Annotated in this window: 12 protein-coding genes; 7 read left to right on the forward strand and 5 right to left on the reverse strand. The window is 43.8% G+C overall.

Features of this window, described 5'->3' with window-relative positions:
- Positions 1 to 165: 165 nt before the first annotated feature.
- The 7 genes from AC6RV6_RS02980 to AC6RV6_RS03010 all read left to right on the forward strand — a co-directional run bounded on the left by AC6RV6_RS02980 (position 166) and on the right by AC6RV6_RS03010 (position 9,451).
- On the forward strand, positions 166 to 1,698 hold the full coding sequence (locus tag AC6RV6_RS02980; RefSeq protein ID WP_500238827.1) for a site-2 protease family protein: 1,533 nt from the start codon (positions 166 to 168) through the stop codon (positions 1,696 to 1,698).
- 43 nt (positions 1,699 to 1,741) lie between these two features.
- Positions 1,742 to 3,274, forward strand: a complete 1,533-nt coding sequence (locus AC6RV6_RS02985) for an efflux RND transporter periplasmic adaptor subunit (protein WP_500238828.1) — start codon at positions 1,742 to 1,744, stop codon at positions 3,272 to 3,274.
- Between the two features lie 79 nt (positions 3,275 to 3,353).
- Positions 3,354 to 3,983 (forward strand): LabA-like NYN domain-containing protein, encoded by a 630-nt coding sequence (locus AC6RV6_RS02990; protein WP_500238829.1) that lies wholly within the window; start codon positions 3,354 to 3,356, stop codon positions 3,981 to 3,983.
- Positions 3,984 to 4,108: 125 nt separating this feature from the next.
- Complete coding sequence (locus AC6RV6_RS02995) at positions 4,109 to 5,362, forward strand: hypothetical protein (protein ID WP_500238830.1); 1,254 nt, start codon at positions 4,109 to 4,111, stop codon at positions 5,360 to 5,362.
- Between the two features lie 25 nt (positions 5,363 to 5,387).
- Complete coding sequence (locus tag AC6RV6_RS03000) at positions 5,388 to 6,842, forward strand: DUF1822 family protein (RefSeq protein ID WP_500238831.1); 1,455 nt, start codon at positions 5,388 to 5,390, stop codon at positions 6,840 to 6,842.
- 18 nt (positions 6,843 to 6,860) lie between these two features.
- Positions 6,861 to 8,687, forward strand: a complete 1,827-nt coding sequence (locus AC6RV6_RS03005) for a CHAT domain-containing tetratricopeptide repeat protein (RefSeq protein ID WP_500238832.1) — start codon at positions 6,861 to 6,863, stop codon at positions 8,685 to 8,687.
- On the forward strand, positions 8,684 to 9,451 hold the full coding sequence (locus AC6RV6_RS03010; protein WP_500238833.1) for a hypothetical protein: 768 nt from the start codon (positions 8,684 to 8,686) through the stop codon (positions 9,449 to 9,451). Before AC6RV6_RS03005 ends, AC6RV6_RS03010 begins: the two co-directional genes overlap by 4 nt.
- Positions 9,452 to 9,480: 29 nt before the next feature.
- Here the strand turns inward: AC6RV6_RS03010 and AC6RV6_RS03015 are convergent, their stop codons facing one another.
- From AC6RV6_RS03015 to AC6RV6_RS03035, 5 genes are all read right to left on the reverse strand, one after another.
- Positions 9,481 to 9,717 carry a hypothetical protein gene (locus AC6RV6_RS03015; protein WP_500238834.1) on the reverse strand — a complete coding sequence of 79 codons (237 nt, stop codon included), beginning with the start codon at positions 9,715 to 9,717 and terminating at the stop codon, positions 9,481 to 9,483.
- A gap of 30 nt (positions 9,718 to 9,747) precedes the next feature.
- The gene (locus AC6RV6_RS03020; protein ID WP_500238835.1) at positions 9,748 to 12,675 is read right to left on the reverse strand and encodes a CHAT domain-containing protein; all 2,928 of its coding nucleotides are present in this window, start codon (positions 12,673 to 12,675) and stop codon (positions 9,748 to 9,750) included.
- Positions 12,624 to 14,480: a ShlB/FhaC/HecB family hemolysin secretion/activation protein gene (locus tag AC6RV6_RS03025; RefSeq protein WP_500238836.1), complete on the reverse strand. Its 1,857-nt coding sequence runs from the start codon at positions 14,478 to 14,480 to the stop codon at positions 12,624 to 12,626. Before AC6RV6_RS03025 ends, AC6RV6_RS03020 begins: the two co-directional genes overlap by 52 nt.
- Complete coding sequence (locus tag AC6RV6_RS03030) at positions 14,473 to 17,145, reverse strand: two-partner secretion domain-containing protein (protein WP_500238837.1); 2,673 nt, start codon at positions 17,143 to 17,145, stop codon at positions 14,473 to 14,475. Before AC6RV6_RS03030 ends, AC6RV6_RS03025 begins: the two co-directional genes overlap by 8 nt.
- Before the next feature lie 141 nt (positions 17,146 to 17,286).
- Positions 17,287 to 17,530 (reverse strand): hypothetical protein (locus AC6RV6_RS03035; RefSeq protein WP_500238838.1); only part of this gene is annotated, 244 nt, incomplete at its 5' end.

Here is a 17,530-nt window from a genome sequence, read left to right on the forward strand (position 1 = left end):
CCGGTGGATCGACGATAGACGAGACCCTCTAATTACCGATTGATTATCTTAACGTCAATTCAATCCTTGGCAGATTTGATAAATTGACAATACTTCATTTTACCCAATCTGCATAAAAAGACACATTTTGCCCAAAGAAGAAAATAGAATACACGATCAGGAAAAATGACCTCATCGATTTCCATTAACGCGAGGTGGATCTGTCCCGATCTGCGACCTTTTTGGACGATCGTGCGACTTCGCGACTCCGAAGAAATCGTTCTCAAAGCAATTGAAGGAAACGCGCATTTCGTATTCTCGCCCATCGAAGGGTATGCCCTGCGCTTGTTTAGCGGACAGTACAGTATCGCCCAAATTCAAACCGCCTGCGAAAAACAATTTCTCGACTGCGATCGCGATTTTCTGATTGTTTTTTTAAATAAACTCATCGACTTAGAAATTATCGGCGATCGCAACATGAAAAGAAGTAATCAGACCTACCCTTCAGCCCCCTCCCAAGAGAGAAACCACCCCCCAACCCCCTCCCAAGAGGGGGAGAGAGGGAGAGAAAGAGAGGATAACAAACAACAAATAACAAATAACTCCTATCAATTAAAATCAACAGTTGAATGGATTGCTCATACCGGAGGCTATTGGATTCTCCGCAATACCGAAGATTCTAACTATCAGATGCAGGTGAGCGATCGCGATAAGATCGTCCTCGAACAATTGAGCCAACAACCCATCGAGATAATTCTCTCCGAATTCTGCATGACTCGCCAAGAATTACAGGGTTTATTGCAAATGCTTTCGGCAACAGGAATGCTAGTCGGTAGTGAAATTCCTCAACCCAAAAAAGCGAAAAAATTTCACCCCTTGCAACTGCTTTATTTTCGCGTGCGATTGTTCGATCCCGATACGCAATTGAGTCAAATTATACCTAAAATTAGCTTTCTGTGGACTTCTAGCAGTGCTTTTCTATTGGGTGTTTTTTTATCATGGTCTGCGATCGTCGGAGTCAATCAAAGCCAAGAAATTATTGTCAAAACTCAAGCCCTATTTCTTCATAAAGGACGGGGTTTATGGCTTCCTTTCATTATTCTGATGGCGCTTATTGTCACCTTACATGAATTTGGCCATGCCAGCACTCTCAAATATTACGGCGGCAAAGTTCCCGATGTCGGCTTGTTATTTATGTGCCTTATTCCCGCCGCCTATACGAACAGCACCGATTCCTATTTCCTCTCTCGAAAACAGCGCATTCTCGTCGTTGGCGCGGGAATTTTAGTTCAACTCATCATCGCTGCCCTTTCGCTTTGGTTATGGCATTTAACGCGATCGGGAAATTGGTTGAATTCGGCGAGTTTGCTATTACTTTCGGCTGCATTGGCAACCATTGCAGTTAATCTCAATCCTCTCGCTAAATTTGACGGTTATTATCTCGCCGTCGCCGTTACGGGAATTAATAATCTTCGTAGTCGTGCTTTTGAGTTTTACAGCAATCTCTTAACCGGAAAAACGACTGGAGAAAATCGAAGAGATGCTTTATTTCTTGCTATTTACGCTCCTTTTAGCTTGTTATATATTTGGTGCGTTTTTGGGTTTTTAATTTGGCAAATGGCAACGTGGACGCTGGTCAACATTCCCCTCACTGCCACATTTTTATTAACAATTTGGCTGATTTATTATTACGCTCCAAATCTCAAACAAGAGATTTGAAAAATTGCACGATTTCACCATTTTATTATCTCTACAAACAACCATGAAAGCGACAAATTCTCCCCCAGTTTCTCCCCTGCATGCCATTCCTCCGCAAACGCGAACTCAAAAGCCCATTGCCGATCGCGTCAAGACTCCAGAGAAGAAAGAAACGATATCTTCTCCAACAGAAACGACCGAGAGTTGGGGTATTCCCAGAATAATTTGGACGAGCGCGATCGCTACGGGATTAGTTGCCCTTAGTTACCTGCCCATTCCCAATTATGTCACTGGAGAAGCAGAAATTACCTCCCGCGATCGCGCTAGAACCAAACTCACCATGCCGGAAACGGGCATTGTTAATATAAAAATTGACAATCACGCACGAGTTGAACCCAGTCAAATCGTTGCAGAAATCGTTAGTGTAGAATTAGAAGATAAACTCGCCGAAACGAGGCGATCGCGAGAACGAACGCAAAGTCATTTAACCCGTGCTAAAGAAAATCTGAAAATTGCCAAAGCACAATTGGCAACCGCGAAAACCGACGAAGAAATGGCGAAAAGTCGCGCTGAAGAAAAACAACAAGAACTGCGATCGCTGCTCGCGAATGGAATTCCAGAAAGTCGCAATATCGAACGCGAACAAGAGAGCATTCAACAAGAGATTGCAGGCATTGAAAATGACATTTTAGCGACTCAAAATCAGATCGATGGGATTGACTTAGATGTACAAAAAATTGCCGAACAGATTGACGAAACAGAAGAAAGGCTCGATATGTATTTGAGTTTGGTCGAGCAAAAAGTTTTTGGTGAAAATCATCAGCAAATTTTCGAGTTAAAAAATAAAATTAGGAATTTAGAACGAGAAAGAGAAAACGCTCAAACTCAACAAAAAATACTGTCAAATCAAATTCAGCGATCGCAAGCGTCAATTCGACAAAAGCAAAAACAAATCGAAGGACGAGGCGAACAAATTTCTCTCGTTCAAAAACAAATCCAAGAACGCTGGCAAGAATATCAACGAGAGGTAAACTTAAAATCAGCACAAAGACAATCTTCTCAAACCAAAGTAAAAGCTGCTCGATCCGAGATCGTCACTTTAGAGCGAGAACTTGATGAATGGGATAATGAAATTACACGATTTCAAGCTAGGAAAAGCAATTTTATATTAACTGCAAAAACTCCCGGTACTGTAATCACCAAAAATTTAGATCTCAAAAATAATACAACACTGCAAAAAGGAGAAGAAATTTTAAGCATTGCAGATTTAAAGCAACTGACTGCCGAAGTTCAAATTCAACAGGAAGATTTATCGCTAGTTGAAAACAATCAACTCGTTCGCTTCAGGCTTCAAGATGGAGAAGCTAAAAAATATCGGGCGAATGTCAATAAAATTTATCCCATCATTCAATCCGATACGCCGGGTGCAGCACCGACGGCAACAGTTGAAATTTTAATCGATAATGAAGACGATCGCCTTCTTTTGGATGGAAAAGGCTACGCTCATATCCAAACCGGGAACATGAGAATCTATCAAAAGATCGGACACGAGCTCGGAAAACTCTTCGACTTCGGGCGATTTTTACCTTGGCTTTAAGTTAATTTCCATCCTCTCGTGCATAATTTTTACAGCGATCGCCAGAGAAAGGATAGAGACGCACGGAGGAGACAATCCCATGACACTCTCGTTACCGAATCAACGTCAACAGTTTCGCCAACTCGATCGCCTGACTCCCCATCTCGAGCGCATCTCCATTTGGGGCGCGATCGCGGGAACGGGTCTGGCAGCAATTTCTCAGCAAATCCTCTACGCTTGCGTGCCGCTCTCTTTCTACGTTGCTTTGCTGAATCGCGATCGCCATCATGCCGCACGCGATCGCGGGATCGCATTGGACTACCGCCAACTTCTCTCTATCTTGCAAGGAACCTCTCGACAATGCCGAGCCTGTTTTTATACGGGAATCGATCGCAACGATCCCCAACAAAAACACTTTCTCGCTTGGCTTGCGGCCAATCGCTATCAAATCGTTAGCAAAGACTTGGTGAAACGTCGGGACGGTTCGGTGAAAGCCGACCTCGATCTCGAACTCGCTCTCGATATGCGAGACCTCTCCGATACTTACGATACGGCGGTTTTGGTCAGTGGCGACGGCGATTTTGCTCCTATCGTGCGGCGACTGCGCGATGGGGGCAAGCGCATTGAAATTGCCAGTTTCCATGACAATACCAGTCATCTTCTTCTCAATTTGGCCGATAGCTTCTTCGATCTCGAAACCCATATCGATTGCCTGCAAAAGTCGGACTGACTTTATTGAGAGAGCCTCTGTTCGTGACATATTAAGGGGTAATAAAATCAGAGGTTCTCATTCCCGAGTCCTTTTGTTTCTCACAATAATGTTTTTTTTAACTCGCTTAAGGAGAAATTAATTGAATGCCTTCTATCGATTTCGATCGCGACGTTCCCATTTATCCCAAGCGCAGATCGGATACTATTTCTCGCTTTTCTACCCTGCTGGCAATTAAACCTTCTCACGGTCGCGCGATCGCTTGGTGGGTTACGGATTCGCCATTAAAAGCTAACATGACCCAACTTGTTAACCTCGTCCCCGATCGAAGGGAAAGCGATTGGTTAACCCATTTTCTCAATATTCTTCGCAATACCTCGCACTCAAAAGCAGAACGAGAACAAGCCAGACAGCATATTTTTTGTTATTACCAAGAAACCTGTTTTTGGATAACCAAAAAATTATGGCGAAAAGTGAAATATCTCTATCCCATCGCAACATGGCATGAGGTTTTTGAATGTGCGGGTGAGGATTTTGAAAAGCTAGAAAGCGCGATCGCGGCTCTGAAACATTTCGATCCGAGCCAATCCACTAAAAACTACATCAGAACAATGGTTTATCGCAAAATCGGACATTGGCTGGAAAAACAAATCGGCCAGAATCCCCGACTCGATTTGATTTCTTTTGACGAACAGCCGTCCAATAGTAATAAAGAACTTCTCAAAATCAAAGCACAACAGGAAATTCAAACTGCACTCGAGGAAGAGCAAGAACTGCAAATTGCTTCAAGCCAGAGAAAAATCAAACGCGATCGCCTTTTAAACGTCGTCGAAGCAGAACTGCAAAAAATCGAACAAACTTTTCAAATTGGACAAGCGCCAAAAATCGGTAAAACTCGGGTTAGTTTGTGGGCGGTACTGCTCTTGAGTTATGGATTGAATCTCATGCAATCGGGGGCTTCTAAGTTACTCAAAGCCAATAAACTGCAAGTCGATCAATCGGCTTTATCTCGAAACTTGAAAAACTTCAAGATTGGTTTATTTGTAAAATGTATCGGCGAATTTAGTAGCGAACTCAAAATAGCTGTAACAGAGGGACAAAAAGCAGATGAGAATTTGCCTGCCGAACAAATAAAAGGGTTTCTAGAACTCGCCCGAGAAAAACATAAGCTGCTCGATAAAATCCTCGATTATTGCTGCCACAACTGGATTTGGGAACAAGTTATCAAGCCTGCTAAGTCTGAAGTCTCACATCCTTTTGAAGATGGGATTTGTCAGGTTCTTTCAAGTTGGTTGCAGCATTATTTTCAACTCATTCTTGACTTAACCTGCTTGAGCGAAGCACAAAACAAAAAATTCAACAAAGCCGTTGCTTTCTGGCAGCAAGAATTGAATATATAGTACACTATTAAAAAGGAGCAAAAAAATGGTTAGTCCCCGTTCAACAACTCTCATGCAAGTTCAACATCTTACTCTTAATTGTCCCTCGGGCGCGATTGCGATCGCGGAACGAGAATTGGAACGATATTCTAATAATGGTGCGGCTTGGAATGCCTATCTCAATCGTCTCGCAATGGAAGTTTTCCTCCCTTGGTTGCAAGAAGTAACAGGAGAAAATGTTCTACCTCGGTTCGATAATGAAGAGAGAGCGCACTTATGGGAAGTTCTGAATGGCACGGCAATTCAATTGGATAAAACGCGCTTGATTTTACTTCCCACAGAAGAAAAAAAAGAGCATTTTTCTATTCCTCAAGAATGGGTGGATATTCCGGAATGGATTGCCGATTACTACCTTTCAATTTACGTTAATTTGGCAGAAGAAGAAGATGAATGCGAAGTCGAAATATTGGGCTATGTAACACACCAAGAATTAAAAAACAACGGACAGTACGATCGGGCAACGCGAACTTATTCGCCGAGCGATCGAGATTTTATTGAAGATATTACATTGCTATTTCTCGCCCGTCAGGTGGTGAGCGATCGCACCGTCGCAGTCGATCCGTTACCTTTTCTCGCTTCTCAACGCCAGCAGGAACTCTGGGAAGAATTGAGCCATCCCAGCGTTTGGAATCCTCGATTGACTGTTTCTTTTGACGAATGGGGAGCGTTGATGAACGCGCCTAAAGGACGCAGCGAATTGTATCGGTGGCGTTTGGCGGCGGTAGAATCGGAGCGAGAAGCGATCGTGAGCTTGAGTGATTGGTTCAATAATCTTCGCCAAGGAGTACAAGCATTCGCTGAAAAAGGCTGGCAAACGGTAGAAGAAATCGCGCAAGAGTTGGGAGGCGATTTGCCTGAGTTTGCCTATCGCTCGAAAAGTCTCAAGTTTCGCGACGGTACGTCTCACTTCCCTCGCGCCGTCCCCGGACTCCTCGAACTGCTCGAAAGCCGTCTCGATAAGGAAACGGAATTATCGACGCTACACTTGCTCAGTCAGATCGGTTATGGGAACGGCGCGGCCATCTCCTTTCTCAACGGCCTGCTCTACAAAACCAAAGATGGAGATATTCGCCGCCAAGCTGCGGTAAGTTTGGGAAGAATCGATCCCGCCAACCCCCTAGCCGGCATTCGACGCATTAAAATTATGGACTTTGGCATGCACTTGGATGATGCGAAGGTTGCCGTAGCAATTACACTCCTTCCAGAAAGGCAACACGGTACAAATGTGAATTTGCGAGTTTATCCGACAACCCAACAGAAATATTTACCGGAAGCCTTAAAATTGAATATCTTAGATGAGGATGGCGATGTTTTCGAGTCAGCCAGAGCCAGAGAAGCCGATATTGCCCTGCAATTGGATTTTAAAGGGGAGCGCGGCGATCGCTTTATCCTTCAGGTTTCTTTGGGAGAAATCGATGTCACGGAACGCTTTTCAATTTAAGAGAGTGAGGAAAAGTCAATGGGTAAAGTCGTACTTTTAAAGTTTGGTGAGGGAAATTGCGATGTTGGATTTCACGTTAACCTGCGAATTCGGGAAACGGGAAAGTCGGAAATCGAAACCGACGGTCACCTCAGTTCCGCGCCCGAGCTACCGCGCTTGTATCAAGATTGGAGAATGGTTTATGGCGATCGCCAAATTGGTTTCCGCAAGGTAAGTCTTGCGGAAGGAAAGCAAAACTATCGCAAGCTACAAAAAACCGGAGAAAGGATTAGAAATTTTTCCGTTCAGGATTCGGCTAAGGCGCTAGAATGCCGTCTCAATAACTGGTTGAGCGGCGAAAATGAGGGATTTCGCCCCATTCGCGAAAAGCTATTGCACCATCTCAATGCAACCGATGAAATTCGCTTTGTCATTTCGGCGCGATCGCCTCTCCTCTGGCAATTACCTTGGCATCTGTGCGATTTATTTGCCAGCTATCCTCACGCCGATGTCACTCTCGGCAGTTTGGAACGTCCTCTCGAGTCTATCGCGATCGTTCCCAAAGACCACATTAAAATTTTGGTGGTGTTGGGCGGGGCAAAAGATATCGATGTTGAAGCAGATTTGCAACTCTTGCGTGATGGATTGCCCGAGGAGGCAGAACTGTTAGAGCCTCTCGTCGCCACCGACTTCAAAACCCTAACGGAGGCACTCTGGCAAAATGAAATCGATATTCTCTTTTTTGCCGGTCACAGTACCAGTCAGGGACAACAAGGGCGCTTTTTTCTCAATGAAACTGATAGCGTGGAAATTCAGGAGTTGAAATATGCGTTGCAAAAAGCGATCGATCGGGGCTTAAAGTTAGCCATTTTCAATTCTTGCGATGGGGTTCAATTAGCGCGAGACTTGGCAGACGTACAAATGCCTGCGGTTATCGTCATGCGCGAACCTATTCCCGATGAAGCGGCACAGGCTTTTTTAAAGTATTTCCTCGAGTCTTTTGCAAAGAATAAGATGCCGCTATATCGGGCGGTGAGAGAGGCCAGAGAACGCTTGCAAGGGTTGGAGAAACAATATCCCTATCTGACTTGGCTGCCCGTTTTATACCAGCATCCCGAAGCTAAGGATTTGAGATGGGATGGAATGCTGCGATCGTATCAGGCGATTGAGGAGATCGAGCCTCCTGCGACTTTTAAACTTTCCCATTTTCGTTATGTGGCGGCTTCGATTGCCGCTTTTCTTGTTGTCGGGAGCTTGGTTGGTGCTGCTCCTTTATCTCGTTATCTTAATAAAAAAGGAGTGTCATGCCTCCAAAAAAATAAGATTTCCTGTGCTATAACAAAATTCAAATGGGCATTAGCATTCAACAGCAATAATGCTTCTTCTCTTAATAATTTGGGATTAGTTTATGAATCATTACAAGAATACAATCTCGCTCGTCAATATTTCCAACAGGCAAAATTAAAGGGTAATCCTGCTGCTTGCAATAATGAAGCGCGTCTTGAAATATTTGATGGCAGATATAAGATAGCTGAAAATCTTCTACATTTTTGTTTGGCACAAGTTTATAGTCCTATTGGACAATATTCAATCTTAAAAAATACAGGTTGGACATTATTTCAACAACAAAACTATGATGAAGCAGAACACTATCTTCGCGAAGCAATTGCAATCCAAGAAATGCGAAAAGAAGGTCCAGCTAATTGTTTATTAGCAATGACCTTTGAGAAAACCAAAACCCATTGGAAAGAGTCTTTAATTGAGTGGCAGTACTGTCTGAATGCTCATGACAATATTAACGAAGAACGAGAATGGAAACGAATTGCCAGAAAACGAATTCAAGAATTACAAGAACAACAACCATGAAATTTTCTACAAAGCGAATTTTTCTACTTATCGCATTATGGACGGTAAATCCTTTATGGAGCTTGCATCCCAATTTAAGTTTTGCTTATACTCGCAACAGAGAAGGTTTTCAAAAAGAAGATTTTAAATGCAACCCTGACGATTGCTATAATGTTCAAAATGATAAACCTCCTGTTCGATGTAATGAGAACGGTGACTGTTATCGCGAACCGCCAAAAAGTGCAGATATTCCTCATATTATTACGCCGAGACAAAGGATGAAAATCTATTCCAAAACCCCTATTTTGCGCTGGCATCCTGTGGAAAATACGCCGGATTATACCATCGAATTGATTGGGATGGGGTTGAATTGGCGCAAAAATATTGACGGACAGCGTTGGTGGATTCGTTATGATGGGGATGAACTCCTTGCAGGAGAAGAATATTTATTGACTGTGAATGCGAATAACGGTCGCAAATCTTCTGAAGAAAGTTTTATTATTCTCGATCGCAAAGAGACCGAAAAGATCGAACAACAAATTACACAACTCGAAACAACCATTCCTGCTGGAGAAGAACGGGATATCGCGATCGCACAACTCTATCGCAATAACAATCTCATTATCGATGCGATTGACGTTCTCGAAATCTTAACCGAGAACAATACGCAAAATGCTCGTGTTTATTGTTTATTAGCTGAATTATATCAGAAAATTGACTTACAAGATATGTCCGAGCAAATTGATGGAATAAGACGAGATCGAGGAATGAGTTGTCCGAGTTAACCGTAGGGGCGCAAGGCTTGCCATTGGTGTCAACTTAAGGGAACAGGCTTCCAAATTTGCCGAGAGAGAGCATCTTTTTGTCGATGTTGTTTTCTCTCGGCTTTAATCAGACCAAAGAGCTTAGCTCGTTCAGCGAGATAGGAGACAACATAAGGGTTTTCACCGCGAAGCACAGCTTTAGCAACGTAATATAAGCTGCGAAAAACCATTTCGAGGGAGATTTTTTCTTGAGGTTGGCGCAGTAAGATGGCTACCTCTCCAACCAATTGATTTCAAAATTGAATGGGCGATTTACGCTATGTTTTTAACACCCAATTCCCTACCAGAATAAACGGCGACCAATAATGAGGATGCTGATAGCCATCGCTTTTTAAAAGTTCGAGTTGGGCAAGGCGCAATACATTGGCTTTATTAATAATTTTGCTGTTTTGAGCCTCTTGTTTTAAGATATTATAAAAATGATACATTAAATCGGCAGTAGAGCGATCGTTAACATTCCATAAACTTGCAATGATACTTCTTGCATCAGCTTCAAATGCTGCACCAGCCATGCCCAAGGTTGCTCGTCTGTTACCTTTTCCCGTTTGGCAAGCACTGAAAATTAATAGTTCAATATTCTTTAATTGAGTTGGATTGCTAACTCTTAATAATTGTCCTAATTGCTCTAAATAAATCTTTTGATTCCATGCAAGAACGAACGTTTGCTCTGCAGTTAGTTCAAATTTCCCATGAGTCGCAATATGAACGATAGGAAAATTTAAAGAATTGAGATTGTCTCGAAATGATTGAACTGTAAATGCACCATCAAAAAGTTTACTTGTTTTGGGAATCAGGTTAACAATTCTATTTAATTCTTCATTTACACCTTTCAAATTGTTCCATTTCTCCTCTGAATCGATATTAAGTTGATTAAAATAGGAAAAATCTTCCACTCCAGCCGCTAACACATTTAAAGTATTTGTATTAATTTTTCTTGATTCAAATAATTGCAAACTGGGCGTAATGGCAACAGAATAATCTTGAATTAAATATTCTTTCTCATCATTGACCAATGCTGCAACTGGAATATTTTGTAATAATCCATCTAATGTAAAAACTAATGTTTTTATATTATTGTCTTGAAGTTCTTGTTCAAAGGGTTTAACTAACCATCCATAAATCGTATTTAATCGCTTTATATCTGTTTCGGATATTTCAGAACGAGGTTGAATCCTGAAGGCATTATTAGCAAGGCGAAGTATTGTATTTACACTTTGCCAAAATGAATTTTCTTGTTGCAAATATTCTGTTTGATTCGAGCCTGTTTGATTGTGATACCCAAATTCACCATTGGGTAAAGAGAGAATGACATCTAGACTATCGGGTAACGAGATCGTGTAGATCGCAGCTGCTGTTTCATCAATTTCATTAATCGTTGTATTCTTTTTCAGCGTGCAAGTATCTTGGAGAAAACTTTCCAATTGTACTAACTGCAAAGATTCAATAATTTCTCTTGCTAATTCAAATTGTTCTTTTTGGAGATGTGATCGCAAAATCAAACTCACCAACTCTCGATAGACAGGTTCTACTTTGTCGCGCAAATCGTATTGAATTTCTTGATTAAATGCAGCGAGATTCGTCCGCAAATTTTGCAGATTTTCATAAGCTGCTTTATAATACCTAATTTCGTTTGCTTTATCTTGGTTGTATTTTGCAATTCGTCCCAATTGCCATTGAAGCTGGTAATTAATATCTCTTGCTTCGGTTTCTTTTGGCTGAGAAATTTTTAGAGCAGCCAATGTATATTCTCGAGCATTTTTTAACAGAGAAACTGAAGAATTGTTAGTTTTCTTAAAGTCCCTCATTTTCTTGTATTGCCATTCATAAAGTGTACCGATATACCCCTTTGCTAAACTTTCCATACGCCAATCCTTACGATGATTAGCACTTTCAACAATTTTTTGTAATACAGCTCGCAATTCATTCCACTGCGGATTTTCCGAGCAAGTTTCAACTCGTACATAATCTAACAGTAAGCGATCCTGTAGAGCATTTTGAGGGGACAGCGTTTTCAAATAGGCTAACTGCGATTGCATTTTTTCAATAATTTTAGGATTGCGTCCAAGTTCTAAACTCGATGCTAATTTTAAATAGTTTAATTGCGATTGTGCAATTATATTAGTCAGATCGGAAGATAGATTTGCACTATTATCAAGGTCGTTGTCTTTATACAAATCCAATGCTGAAATATAGCCATCATTCCTAGCTTCATTATAACGACATAATCGATACTCAAAACTCGGCGGTTTCGTTGCGTCGATATTGGCTCTAATGCGATTTCCAATTGCTTGTTTTGTATTCCCTAAACTTAAATTGAGTTTCGTTATTTGTTCGAGAGATTCTGTATTTTGTTTAAGTTGCTCCAATATCTTCACAGATATTTTTAATTCGCCCAGCGATCGCAGGACATTCCCCAAACGAGTTCCAGCAATTATGCTAACTGGATCGCTGGGAATTTTTAACGCTTGTTCTAATTTTTCAATCCGATCGCAGGAAATCGCAAAATCCCCGATCGCTTGATGTAAGCGATCGCATTTCATCTCCTCAGATAATTCTTTGTCTTTCTCTTCTGGTTGAAATACCTTCTCGAGTTGGATAAATTGTCTGCATTTTAAGGTTGTAATTTCGGGAAATCCTTCCAAGTTTTCCTGCAAACCTGTCGCAACTAATAGCGCATTACAAGAGCGATCGTATAGCCCTAATCTTTGCAATGCCCGAGATTGATTGATATAGGATTTTCTGATGCGATCGCGATCGCCTAAATTTCGATAAGTAATTTCCGAATTTTCCCACGTTTTCAGCGCTAGATCGAATTCTCCCCGAGCAAAATACAATTGTCCTAAAATATCCAGCGTTTGACCGTAAATTCGTTCTCTGTTTTCAGTTACGGGCAAGCTGTTGAGAGTGTCCAAACTTTCGTTTATTGTTTCTTCTGCAGCTTGCCATTCTCCTTGTTGCTGATGCTGTAAAGAATGAGAGCTTAACTCTCCTGCTCGATTCAGTGCCTCGACGACTTGCCCTTCTGTCATCTGAATTTGAGAAAAGGCGATCGCGTGAAAACTCATCGCCAGCAGCAGTCCGCATAATACCATTGCCATCCAGCGAAGTTGCCAACAATGAGAAGTATAAAGATTTAAAATACGACTCCAGAGCGAATTAAGAAAAGAAAGCCATTTTCTTGCCATGTTCTATCTCGCGAATCTGCTTCAATGAGGGGCAAACCCCCATAAATTGTAACAGAAGAATTTCGATTAAGTTCCCAACGCAAACCCGCACCAACAGAAAGGAGAGTTTGAGAAAAGAGATCTTCACGTCCCGATGCACTCCACACCGTGCCAAAATCTAAAAACGGAGTCACTTGCAATACCCCCCAAGGATCGCCGGATTTGCCGAGAAGGGGATATTGTAACTCTATCGAGGCAAACGCGCCGTTATCTCTGGAAAATAAATCCTGACGGTATCCTCGCACGTTGCCCAATCCCCCGATCGCAAACTGTTCTTGTCCCAAAAGCGGGCGATCGGCAAACTGTAAATTGCCTCGGATCGATAACAAGGTATCGGGGGCGAGACGGCGCAACCACAACCCTTGAATTTGACCAGAGAGGAAACGACTGTCGGGAGATTCGGCGTTAATGGTGGAATCGAGCAAATCCAGCCCGACGTTCAGTTGACCGCGCAGCAAAAAAACTTCCACATTACTGAGTTTTTGCCACTCCACGCCAAAACGCAGGGCAGAAATGCGAGTATTTCCTTCCGAGTCTGCCCCTTCGGAAAGGGGAAAACCGAAACCGAGGATAGAGGTTTGACTGTGACGGTGGGACACATTGATACTGACGGCAAATTCTTCTCCCGCTCTTTGATAGAGGGGTTGACGCAAGGTGAGATCGAAATAACGCGAATCGCCTCGCAAATTAATCGTTTTAAACGGTTCTTCAATGACTCCACTCGAACTCTCTCCCAAGGCAAAAGTTAGGGTTCCATCGCGGGGGTTGAGAGGGATGGTATAGCCGATATCGAATGTATTGCTGCCATCGGTATTGCTATAACTCAAACTGAGGCGATCGCCAAAGCCAAAAAGATTGGCCTCTTCGAGTTGCCCGCGACGGCGAAAGGTGCCAATACTGGGAGGGCGACCGTTATCGAGACCGGCACTGGCGGTGAAAGTCGGCGCTTCGGTCAAGCGAACTTCGAGAATGTGACTTTCGATTTGCGTGCCGAGGATGAGTTCGGCGGAAATATCGGCGATGAGGGGATCGAGTTGCAGTTGTCGCAGGGCATCGAGGAGTTGGTTGACGTTGAGGGGTTTGGCTGCAAGGGCGAGGCGATCGCAAATGTAGGCATCCCGCAAGCGATCGCGCCGACTTTCTCGGATGAGGTGAATGGTATCCAACCCCCCTTCTACAATAACGATTTTGATCGCTCCATCTTCAACGGTTTGCGGCGGGACGGCAGCAAAAGAATTGAGGTAGCCGCGATCGTTGTATTCTTCGGTGATAATTGCCGCAGCCCTTGCCAGATCGGGAAAATCAAGGTTATCTAAATCGATTCCTTCTTTTTCTTCTCCCGGATTTTTCAATAACTCGAGCAGTTGGCGATCGCTAAAAACGCGATTGCCGATAAATTCAAGTGTCGGATTTTGAGTAACGGGCAATGGGCGATCCCGAATGGAATCTTCTGGAGCGGGAGGGATGGCTTCGAGAAGAACTTGCCGCTTGGCAGCCGTTTTGATTTTGCATTCTCTCGTAACGGATATGGGAGCGCTCGATTCTTCAGAAGCAGCTTCTTCATTCGGCGATACTTTTAATTCTGTCTCGGCAGGGGAACTCAGATCGGGAGGTTTTTCGGGCGGGCGATCGGGGTTGGGTAACTGAGGTGTTTCTTGTGCGACTGCGGGGAAAAAATTGGCAAAGGCAAGCAGAAGAATCGGGAGAAATATCCTCCAAGTGCTTAAATATTGGGAGTATTTCCAGAAGTTTTGCAATTTAACCATGACAGCCCCGAGCGGAAGCAATAGCAGTCGATTCGATCGCATCGCTTGGCGTTTCCGTGAGAATCAATTGACCTTCACTGTTAACATACCAGCCTTGGGCGAGGAGGAGTTCGCGATCGCTTCTCTCGACAGGCTGGCGATTCGCTTCAGCAATAGGTCGCCCCGCACTGGTGACGGGGGCGATCGGCTCAATTAAGCCATCATCGCTTCCCGTCAGCGCATCGGCAGCCCCCGAAGGCGTACCGCGACCGCCCAAACTCAGTTCTTGCAATCCCGTTGCCCTTGACTGGCAAACCCTTGCAATAAGTTCGGGATTTTGGATCGTCGGAATATCTGTTAGCGCTCGAGCGGGGTCAATATCAGGGGTTTGAATGTTCACTTCTCCATTCAAACTGGGATTAAATAGAGAGATAGCAGTGATGTCATTTTCCGAAGTCAGGCTTTCTCGAAACTCCAATCCGAAAATCCCTTGGGCGGTAATATTAATTTGCCCGCCTTCTCCTCGAAAGGAATTCGCCGTAATATCACTGTTTTGCAAGCCTACAATGGTATCGACAAAAATCGTAATATTTCCCCCGGCTCCCGGCGCGTCGGCAGTTCCGGCGGTGGTGGAAATAAGACTGCGATTCAATAAGCGAATATCGCTGCCAGCGATCGTAATATTTCCTCCTGTTCCCGATGTCGTCTCTCCGGTAATCGAACCTCGGTTCATATCGATGAAATGAGCCGAAATACTCAAATTTCCCGCATCCCCCGTGCTGAGGCTTTCTACCGTAGCACTCGCTCCATCGGTAATGATAAGGGTTTGGGTATGAATGCTGAGATTGCCTGCATTGGCCGTACTGCGCGTGCGAGCGGAAACGCCACTGGTGAATTCTCCCTCGCTGGCGCGAATGGTCACGGATTCCGAAGCATCGATCGAGAGATTGCCACCTTCTCCCTCGCCAAGGGTTCCGGCTGAAATAGCGCCTCCCGAATCAACAGATAAACGCGCCGTCGCGATCGCCAAATCGCCTCCTCGACCGCTCGCATTTTCATTGACCTGCGTTGCGATGCCGCTAAAAACTTGTCCTCGCAGCACCGTAAAACCCGTTCCGGTCACTTCTACGGACTCAGAGGCATTGATGCGAGCGTTGCCGCTATTGCCTTTGCCAAAGGTGCCTGCAGATATCTGCGCCCCTCCTCGAACAGATAGCTGCCTTGTTTCGATATCTAAATCGCCACTATTGCCAACAGCATCGATATCATCGACTTGAGTCAACAGTCCGCTCGAGGCAATTCCCGTACCGCTTAATTCGATAATATCGGCACGAACTTGCAAATTGCCGCTCTGACCGGAACTGCGAGTTCCCGTCAGAAGTTGCGCTCCTCCTGTCAGCGAAAGGCGATCGCTTTCCACATCGATCTGACCCCCTCGACCGCTTCCTTCCGTAATGGTCGAGATTAAAGCATTATTTCCAACATCGATCTGACTGCTGGAAAGGGTAATATTTCCCGCATTACCAGAACTATCCGTCACAGCAAATAATCCTCCTAGGTCGCCATTGGGACTCGTCCCGGTAATGGCAACTCGATCGGCATCGATCGCAATATCGCCACCATTACCGGAAGTCAATGTTGTGGAGGTAATTCTTGCTCCTTCCTGCAATGTCAATTGTGGGGTGGCGATCGCAATATTCCCGGACGCTCCCGAATTGGTTACACCGACGATCGTTTCGCTTTGGATGCGACTGGAAATGCCGCTCGAATTTGCCCCGCGAAGGGTGAGGGACTCAGAAGCATTAATCTCGATAGTGCCCCCAGAACTCGTTCCGTCAGTAAAGTTTATCAATCGAGAACCATCCGCGATCGCGACGTTTCTTCCTTGAATGCGAATCTGACCCCGACCCGTACCGCTAACATTAATTTTGGCGGCTTCCGTAAGGGAAACATCTTGAAAGTTACTCACTCCTGTATAATCTGGACTATGAGAATTGGCATCGATTCCCACAGTGGATTGACTACCAACGCTACCCACTTCAATGCGCCCACTCCCTGCAAATAATTCTCCACCTTCCACGGTCACATCTCCCCCAACTAAGGAAAGGGTTTTACCAGAATCAACAGCTAAACTAGAGTTAGTCCCATCTCCGCGAACGGTAATACCGTTTGGGTTTGCGCCAAACTGTAAGGAAGTGGGAACACTGACTGTTAATAAAGCACTATTAGATGGATTAACCGCACTAAATTGAGTTCCATCGGCAAAAAGAATGCTTTCGGCCGTGCTGGCAAAAAATGAACCATTGATCTTGAGTCTCGCGTTTTGCCCGAAAATAATGCCGTTGGGATTGAGTAAATATAAATTTGCGAACGAGTTAAAGACTTCAATTGTACCATCAATGAAAGAAGAAGAATTTCCCGTCACGCGAGCAAAGATATTTTTAACATCGCTCGCAGGATTAAAAATTGCGAGTCCATTCGTCGGGAGAGCAAATTGGGAAAAACTATGAAATAAATTTGTTCCGACCTGCTGACCGCCGTAGATATCAAATTCATTGCTTCCCAAATCATCAATGGTTGTATTATTCTGCAAAGTATTATCTGGAATGGGTTCAGCTTTGGCAGATACAGAAATGATGAATGTAAATAGAGATAGCATTACAATTTTTCCCCATTGAAATTTCATCAGAATTTTTCCTATTGTAAGAGTATAAAATAATGGAATAGAGACAACCCTTTGGCGATCGCCTCTATCGCATCAAGAAAAGGAATGACTGGCATTTTTGAATTGTTCTAAGCTGCCGTCATCCTATGGAGCAATCTAAACTTATTTGCGCTTAAATAAACGCGAACAGAGAACAACTCCGAAAATTGCGATCGTTAAGATTGACGAATATTCCGGAACCCGTTGAGGATCGCCCGGATTGACTGGATTAACCGGATTGACTGGATTAACCGGATTGACTGGATTAACCGGATTGACTGGATTAACCGGATCGACTGGATTAACCGGATTGACTGGATTAACCGGATCGACTGGATTAACCGGATCGACTGGATTGACTGGATCG

This window comes from Spirulina sp. LEGE 11439 (assembly GCF_059821285.1).